Source organism: Succinatimonas hippei YIT 12066, from assembly GCF_000188195.1.
GTDB lineage: Bacteria > Pseudomonadota > Gammaproteobacteria > Enterobacterales > Succinivibrionaceae > Succinatimonas > Succinatimonas hippei.
On the sequence record NZ_GL830962.1, the window covers coordinates 1 to 8,981 of the forward strand.

Below are 8,981 nucleotides of genomic sequence, written 5' to 3' on the forward strand. Positions count from 1 at the left end.
GGTGAAAGTTACCAGCAAGTTAAACATAGCTAGACATTCTTATTCTCACTGCAAAACGAACTACAGCTACGCCCAATATGGAATATATTTCATGTAACGAGGCGCAGTCGTAGGGTCTGCAGGTTTTATAAGGCGCTTGTTTACGGCCAAACTAATTAATCTTGAAATAGAGGCTGTAGACGAAACAGATAATCTAAAACGCTCTCTTAAAGATTTATTTGAAAGTTGCTCACCCTGTACATATTTAATACAACAATGCAAATAGCAAGCCCATAATTTATCTTCTATAGAAAGATCTGTAAAACTTTTATGAGAAAAGAGTGTAACCTTTGTGCTTTCTTCATAAACATCAATAATAGGTGCCGGCAAATTATAAAGCTCACAAGCAATAATAATTTTATCCCACCCTGTTCCCAACTCCTCGCAAATACGCAAACATCTTAATAAATTAGCCAATTTCTCATTGCGTGAACGAGGAGGATTATCAATTATTCTTTTAACATCAACTAAGGGAACTCCAGGATTTGTAACTTCAATTCTATTATCAAAAATTTCAACTAATGGACCAGCTCCTGAAATAGAAAAATCCTGATGAATTAAAGCATTTGCCAAAATCTCTCTAATTGCGATGTTTGGGAACGCAGTATGAGATTTTCTAATTCCATCAACGATCTCTTCTCGTGATGGCAACAAAGCTTCAATAAACTTTATTGCATTTTCAAAGTCTGCTGCATAACCTTTTGTTCTTGTTTCTTCCTTTAAGAGAGCAAGTTTACTCTTTCCCTCATACTTAACTACACGCAAAGCTTTTCTATAGGTTTTATGAAAATCATGAAAATCCTTTGCAAAAGCAATAGCACCTAAATTTGTAATAGCAAAAAGGCCATTGTCCTGCTTGACTAATGCACCTTCTTCAAGCATATAGTGAGCAACACCCTTCATATCTGAAGGAATTGGAATATTTTTCCTGTCAAAATAAACAGAATAATCTAATTTACGAACAGCATTTTCTTCAGTTAAATCAATAAGAGCATATTGCTCCTCAAATTTTTCATTTCGAATTTTATCCCATAACTGAACTTGGACTGCAGGATAATCATTTAACCTTTTTGTATAACTTCCTATCCGAATATACTCTGTCTTTTCAAAGGTTACAGGAGCATGTTCTGCCTTATAAACAACTAAAACACCAATATTTTTATCATTAACTAATACAGAATGAAATTCAAAGTCTGCGTTTCTGGATAATAAATTACGCAACCAACTTTCTATCTCTTGATTTCCTTTTTTCAGGCTCTGCAAAGCTTTTTTAGTACCAACAAGACTATGGGTCTTATCATCTATGCCCCATAGCATGTAAGCACAACTTCTATCTTGTAAAGCAGCACTATTAGCTAATGCACTAATATCTTGGCCAATCATTTTAGGATCATAATTATCACGCTTAAACTCAACCCACTGAGTTTCATTTGGTAATTTACATAACTCTAAAACTAATTTTTCTAAATTTTCCACAGAATCACCTTGCAAAGAATCTAAATTTTCTAAATTAAGCATATTTCTTAGGTTTTTCAGATTTTTGTTGTCAAAAATAAGTAAAAACTAAAGAATAAAAATCTATTCTGAAACCTAAAGTTAAATTTTTAGTTTATACTGATATAATAAAGAATTATACTAAATATTAATTTTGTCATTTATATTGACATTTATTAAAAAGATTGACACCTCCAACAAAACACTTTGAACAAGTATTGAAATACCATATACAAATAATGAAACGATTAAAAATAGTCTAAAAGAGATGCAATCATTATAAGAGATTGAGGATAGTACCATTATTCCTATTAAAATCAAAATCAAAATATCAATTAGACAGCAAACTACAAAGTTTGCCAAAAATTTCTTTTGAAGAATAACTTGTTGCTCTTTTTCTTTAATTTCAAGTATAATTCTTTGCACAAATGCACAGCTTCGTTGTATTAAAAAAATAAACGATGGGATAATAATACCTATCAATGTAAAACATACTGATAAATATTCCTGCTGTAAGTTTATACCTATGTTTTCAATATCTCCAATGATAAGAAGTGTGACAAAAGATATAAAGGTAAAACCTATAGCTATTCCTAGACATAATAAAAATGGTTTTAAACTATTGTAATCACAATTTTCTTTAATTACATTATATAATCGAATAAACATTTCAGCCCTCTATTGCAAAAATCTACAAGGACATGCATCACATATATTCATATGACAAATATATTTTGTTATATATTTATTCATTCCTCCATTTATATGGTATTATATTTTATATATTAACCGATTACAAAATTCTTCCAGTTTTAAAAAATCATTAGTTGGATCAAATATTTTATTATTACTAATTAAATTTTTGTAACAACATAAAATTGAAATAATATCTTCTTGATTAATTAATTTTATACTAAACAAAGACTCAAGTTTATAAAAAATATTTTCAGCAAGAATGGTAGAACTAACATTAGACAAACGGTCTAACAAAACAAAAATTTGAGATTTCGTTGGATATCTAATAATCTTCCCAAAAAAATATTGGTGCGCACTAATTATTCCAATAACATTTTTGTCAAATCGTACAGATACCAAGTATAAATTTAATTGAGTTTGTTTGTCAAAAAAACAATTAATCCAAAACCGTGAAAAATATAATTCTAATATTTTTCGTCTATATTTTTTATGAAAATCAATAATAAAATTACTTCGAAAATACTGTTGAGTAATTGTTGATCCTCCTCCTTTTATTTGAGTTATCTTATAAATAGTTTTGTATAAATAATTATTTTTGTCTTTTGTAAATCTTGATAAAGATTTTAATACACAATTTGGAATTAAACATTTTATAAAAATTGCAAGAGTTCTTTTTATATCAATTCCTTTATGTTTATAGAAATTTTTATCTTCTATCGCTATCAAAATTTTATAATAATCTTCTAAATTTAGATTTAACCTTTTTGCTTCTGTTAATGCTGTCAAATTAGAATGAATTGTATTTTCAAAGGTTTCAATTATTTTTACATGTAGAATACGAGACAACATACAACCAACTATTGAGTAAAAGCTCTCATAGCGTTCTAATATTCCTTTCTTATACAAAATTATCAATGACAAAAACTGAATTATGGATATGGCCAAATATAATCCAAACATAGATTTGTTTAGACAATATATATAAAATAACAATAAAGAATTAAAACACCATGATATCAATAAAATCATTTTATATGATGCTGGTATCTCTTGGCTGTATCTTATTAAAAAAGGATTTTTTGCCCCTGATACATCATTTTTGGGTAAAACATCATAAGCAGAGTAATCTATATTTAACAACTCTCTCAGAAGGACTATCTTTCTTTTGCACAATATGGATTGTTTTTGTAATTTTGCAATTTCACAAACTAATATACACCAAACAAAATACACCGAAAAGCTTATAAATAATATAAACCATCTTTTATATAAAATTGAATATGGTTCATTTTTATTAAATATGGTATTTTCCGCAAAAAATGATACTGCAGCTGAACCTATGATAGAACATATAGAAACAAACACCACAATATTTTTAAAAGCACTTAATGTTCTATCATTTTCATAACTCTTTTGATACGATTGTTCTAACTCTTTTATGTATATATCTTTTTGTACATCATCAACAGGATTTTTACTGAAGTTCAAAGTCATAATATTTTTCAAAATTAGTCTATTAAAACCAATCTTCCTCTAACATTATCTAATCTATAATGTTTAATTGTTCCATTAATAATTCTTTCTACAACCTCGCAAGCCGTTGCTTGACTTACCGTAAACCACTCTTTTGGGCGATATAGTTTACCTGCATGGTCTTTTAACTTAACATTAAGTCTTTGCGAATTTAAAACAGCATGTATTAAACGTTCAAGCTTATGAGGGTCTAAATTAAAACATTTATATTTCTTTACTATATCTACTTTACCTTCAAGATACGTTGGTTCTTTTTCGGCATTTTTTATTCTTTCTTCAACAGAAGTCGAAGAAAAACCAATTTTTACCAAGCTGCTTGATTGCACAAATTCGCTAATTACCGGATTTGTGCTGCATGACTGTAAAATATAGATATACCCGGTATGGATATTTGATTCATCACCTGCTCTAATATTCTGAAGATGCTCTTGAACTTGCTTTAGAAAGCCTGCACCTTCAGCAGTTTTTGCAATAATCTTTTTTGAGACCTTTAACTTTCTAACTTCACGATTTAACGATTGATCAAATGGTTCATGCTCCAAGTGATTATCAAGAATAATTCTTACGCGTCTTTGTTCTTTCTGATGTCCTGTTACAAAGCGAGCAGAATGTTCATCAACAACCAACCTATAAATATTGTTTACAAGAAAAATGTCTCCAATATTTATTTCCCATGCTTTGCCGCTTACAACAGACTCAAAACCTAAGACACCTTTACGCAGAAGATCTTTAAGATCTGCAAAGATTTTTTCGTACTTGTAAAAATCTTTACACTCAACAAGTTGTGCTATTGAACCATCTGAAGAACTTGATCTTGATACAAATTCTCTTTTAGTCCCATGAAAGCTTAAATCAATTTCTTGACCAACATCATTTAGTAACCCAAGAGAATCATCAGCAAAAATATCATCAAAAGATTTTAACTTTTTTTCATTAATTTTTTCTTGAGAGTTATTCGTACAACTTTCGTTACATCCATTATTTTTTAAAGTTGTATCAAAATGACTGCCCACTAACTCAAGACATTGCTGATATTTATCAGGATCTTCATTTTGTACTCTTTCAAGCTCTACTGTAAGGGCTAATTCTGATGGAAAATCATCATTTGGCAGTCTTTTTTCTTTTTTTATAAAATCAATTAATTCTTTAAAATCATCTTTTTTTTCAATAATTGTTGTTTTACTGGTTTTCAACTTTACATTGGTCAATAGGCCCAAAGAATCATCTTCAAAAAGCTCATCAAAACTCGATGGAGGAAGCTGTTCTTTTTTTATAGCTATTTTCATTACTATGCCTCTTGCTCTGCTGCAAGCCTTTGAGCTTTTCTATTTCTAATATAAGCTAAAACTTCCCCAAGCCTTCTTTCATAATCATCACTGCTATGCACATCCGGCTCTCTATTATGTCTTGCAGCAAAAGTCTTAATGCTTGGCCACAAAATCAAAGCCTCTTCCTCAGTTACATGAGCACGAGAAGATACGGCAATATCCTGAATTCTCTTTAAAGTTGGAGCATCAACAACCTTTGATATAAATTCATAAGCCCCCATAAATGGGTTGGTCTGCATTATAAGATTGATATCAAGGTCATCTAAATTCATAAAACGATGCTGATTGCTGTCAACAAAGTTAGTACCACCCTCTTCAGTAACAAAAGGAGCAGGAGCATCTACAATATTTTCCGCTCCTTTTTCACCATCACCCCTAGTAGTATTTTGAGACGGCTTTGGATTAAAAATATCCTTTTTATTAAGCTCAATAACTATAGCTTGCGAAATTGCCTCGATATCTTGAGGTAATAATTCGTCCTTAAATTTTTCTGTTAAAACGCATTTTATAATCTCTTTTACTCTTTCATTGTTAAGACTATTAGGTTCACAAGCTAAAACGTTTTTTATGTCTTCGCTGTTTAAAACATCAGCTGTTAAATCAAAAATACCTTCTTTTAAAATCTCTTTACCAGTATCACTTAAATTCAATTCTGAATCATCAATAACAATGGTTGGAGCATTTTCATCATCTTTGTCCGCAGGATCGCTAGCCGCCCTAAAATGAATATTTAGCACTAAAACCTGCTCCATCAATAAAGATAAAGTAATTGCTTTAAGCAAACTATTGACAGAATCAGCAACATCATCCTGTAGGGCATCAGGCTTTCTTATCAAATTAATAAATTGTGCATGACTTTTACCTTCACAATCACGAGTAGCTCGCCCAATAATTTGAACAACTTCGGTTAAAGAGCGTCTATACCCCACAGTCAGCGCAACCTCGCACCATGGCCAGTCAAAGCCTTCCTTTGCCATGCCTAAAGCGATGATGATGTCCAAATCATCACGCTTTGTAACCTCACGTAAGGATTGTAATGTAATGCCTTGCCACTCATCATCCGTAACTAAATCTGCAACTTTTAATAATCGGCCATCTTTGGTTTTTAATGTATAAATTCCAGTTTTTTGATCTCTAAACTCTACATCACCGATTATGTCAAACACATTACCTACTTCGTTATATTTATCCTTTGTTGACTCAGATGAATTAACACTTGGTATGTGCAAAATTGTTTTTTTATGTGTATCCAAGACCTCAGCTACCGCATCAGTCCATCTCCCTGTATAAAAAGCATAATTAATTCCCAATGACTTTAAATATTTATAGCCATTAAGCTGTTCATAATAAGTATATGTAACTTTATCAAATTGCTCTTCATCCTTGGCTTCTAATACCGGAACACTATCACCTCTAAAATAAGAGCCAGTCATGGCAATGATATGGGCAGCAGTATCATGCATTAATGACCTAATCACTGTGCCAAGTCTATTACCGGCATCCGCTGACACATGATGAAACTCATCAATTGCAATCAGAGCTTTATCTAATTTTGATTTATCCTGAAGTTTATCGTAAAAATAAATTAAAGTTGGATGGGCACACAGCAAACAGGATTCTTTAGGATCATCTAAAAATTGAAGAACCTTTTCAGATTTACTGAGATCGCTGTCAGGTCCGCATAAGTTATATTTTGGATTTACATACCAATTAGCAAAAAAACCATGGGAAATTAAATCAGTATCTTTAAAACTTGAGCCAATTGCCATCTGCGGAACAGCAACAATAACTTTTTTAATACCTTGGTGAACAAGCTTATCAAGAGCCAAAAACATCAGAGCACGAGATTTTCCGCAAGCTGGAGGCGCTTTAATTAAAAGATATTGAGAATCGCGTTTTGCAAAAGCACGTGCCTGCATTTCTCGCATTCCCATATTGTTTGAATTTGTGCTGCTGCCATTTGCTGCAAATTGATAATTGCCGATGTTTTCAACTCTTACGCTCATAACTAGTGCTCCGCAATCACCTAAATTTTATTTTTTACTCTTTGATGACTTCTTATTTGCTTCTAACTCTTGAACTTTCTGATTATAAAGACCAAGCAAAAAAGACAATCTTTCTTCATCAGAAGCAAAAGGTTTATCTCTATAATAAGACTCTACTAAAGCATCATTGCGTTGGTGTAGTTCAAGCAACTCTGCAGGCATTGTTTCAGGGTTATAAAGTTCAGCCAATGATTTTTTAGTGCTGATTCTGAATTTTAAAATATCCTTTGCGCTTTGTTTTAATTGAACTTTTTGCTCGTCAGTTAAATCAGGCCAAATAAATGTGTTATAAGTTAAATCGCGTGAATATCTATAACCTGTCCCCAATCTTCCTGAAGTCAACCTCATCCAAACCATATGCAAGCGAGAAATAATTATTGAAAATGTTATATAATCGCCTTCTGGAATTATAAATAATAAATCACTAGCTATTGTCTTATCATCATAAATCATTTCAATAGGTAAATAATTACGACGACTTGAGCTTACTTTAGGCACAACAATTGCTGATTTGGGATTCTGCTGTTCTCTAAAAGACCAAGGTTTATTCCTTAATTTATATGCGTCACCTGACTGTTTTGATTCTTCTCTATATTTTCTGCAAGCATTAACCTTTTCCATAATATAGGGAATGTGTTCCCATTCAGTACGTTCTTCCTCTTTTAACCACAAACAATATCGATGCCCTCCATTAATTAACTCATCGCTGCCGACAAACTTTTTAAGAAATTTTGCAGCAGGATGTGAAGAATTAATTAAATTTTGACCTTCTTCATATGATAAAAGTAAATTTCCTCCGTCTGTTGGCTGAGCCCCCCTGCATAAATTAAACTTTGAACCAATAGCGTCCTTCTCTGAGTTAACAATAGTTAAAGACTCTTCTTCAATCAAGTACGGCGAAATATTCTTAACTCTTTTGGCTAAGAGTAAATTATCTTTATTTATTTCATATAAATATTTAATTTTAACTTCATCATATGAAAAACCGACAATAATGCACGTTACAGTTGCTGCATTTGTAGCTGCATTGGTCCAAGGGAAAGAAGTATATGCAAAATTTATTCTAATTCCTCTATTGAATAATAATCCCCATAATGTAATAACTTGCACTCCTTGACATATAGAGTTAGTAGATACAAAAGCTGCTTTTATTTTTTTGTTGACCAACATGAAATCTGCAGCTTTTACAAACCATGCTGAAACAAAATCAACAAGATTAACTTTGTATTTTGGAGGATATACATCTCTTAACCACTTTTTTTGCTCTTCTGTTGTATAAGTAGTGCCTCCAAAAGGAGGATTTCCCAAAATATAATCACACTCTTTTGCTTTTATAACTTCATTCCAATCTATCGTTAAAGCATTCCAAGGTTTTATTGTGGCAGAGCTCTTAAGCGGAATTGATGGAATAGTCTGTCCAAATTTTAAAGCGGTCTCCTGATTCATCACATGTTCCATAAGCCACATAGAAAGATGAGCAATTTCAGCCGGCCAATCTTCAATCTCAATACCATAAAATTGATTGATATTTACTTTAATGGCATCTGAAATATTAAGAAAACCATCAGTAAAAACTTGCTCTAAAATCTTATTTTCAAGACGCCTTAGCTCACGATAGGAGACAATTAAGAAGTTACCGCAACCGCAGGCAGGATCTAAGAACTTTAACGAGGATATCTTGTCCTGCAACGCTAAAAACTTCTTTTTTCTTACTGATTCTTGTACATAGTTTTTATCAATACCATCAAATTCTGCAGTCAATTCATCTAAAAACAGTGGCTTTATAAGCTTTAAAATGTTTTCCTCTGATGTTGAATAATCTAATTAAAAAAGATCAGCGATCCAC

Annotated in this window: 6 protein-coding genes; all 6 read right to left on the reverse strand. The window is 31.6% G+C overall.

The window, feature by feature from the left end:
• Positions 1-66: 66 nt before the first annotated feature.
• A complete protein-coding gene (locus tag HMPREF9444_RS02350; RefSeq protein WP_040909111.1) occupies positions 67-1,515 on the reverse strand; it encodes an ATP-binding protein in 1,449 nt (482 codons plus the stop codon).
• A 159-nt stretch (positions 1,516-1,674) separates the two neighbouring features.
• Positions 1,675-2,202: a hypothetical protein gene (locus tag HMPREF9444_RS02355; RefSeq protein WP_009142731.1), complete on the reverse strand. Its 528-nt coding sequence runs from the start codon at positions 2,200-2,202 to the stop codon at positions 1,675-1,677.
• A gap of 102 nt (positions 2,203-2,304) precedes the next feature.
• Positions 2,305-3,735, reverse strand: a complete 1,431-nt coding sequence (locus HMPREF9444_RS02360; protein WP_148514321.1) for a transglycosylase domain-containing protein — start codon at positions 3,733-3,735, stop codon at positions 2,305-2,307.
• Positions 3,736-3,737: 2 nt separating this feature from the next.
• Positions 3,738-5,048 (reverse strand): GIY-YIG nuclease family protein, encoded by a 1,311-nt coding sequence (locus tag HMPREF9444_RS02365; protein ID WP_009142733.1) that lies wholly within the window; start codon positions 5,046-5,048, stop codon positions 3,738-3,740.
• 2 nt (positions 5,049-5,050) lie between these two features.
• Positions 5,051-7,096: a DEAD/DEAH box helicase gene (locus HMPREF9444_RS02370; protein WP_009142734.1), complete on the reverse strand. Its 2,046-nt coding sequence runs from the start codon at positions 7,094-7,096 to the stop codon at positions 5,051-5,053.
• Between the two features lie 27 nt (positions 7,097-7,123).
• Complete coding sequence (locus tag HMPREF9444_RS02375; protein WP_009142735.1) at positions 7,124-8,896, reverse strand: class I SAM-dependent DNA methyltransferase; 1,773 nt, start codon at positions 8,894-8,896, stop codon at positions 7,124-7,126.
• Positions 8,897-8,981: the final 85 nt, after the last annotated feature.

Coding starts and splice junctions, on each gene's coding strand:
- HMPREF9444_RS02355 (WP_009142731.1), bottom strand. CDS start 2,202: ATGTTTATTCGATTATATAATGTAATTAAAGAAAATTGTGATTACAAT.
- HMPREF9444_RS02365 (WP_009142733.1), bottom strand. CDS start 5,048: ATGAAAATAGCTATAAAAAAAGAACAGCTTCCTCCATCGAGTTTTGAT.
- HMPREF9444_RS02370 (WP_009142734.1), bottom strand. CDS start 7,096: ATGAGCGTAAGAGTTGAAAACATCGGCAATTATCAATTTGCAGCAAAT.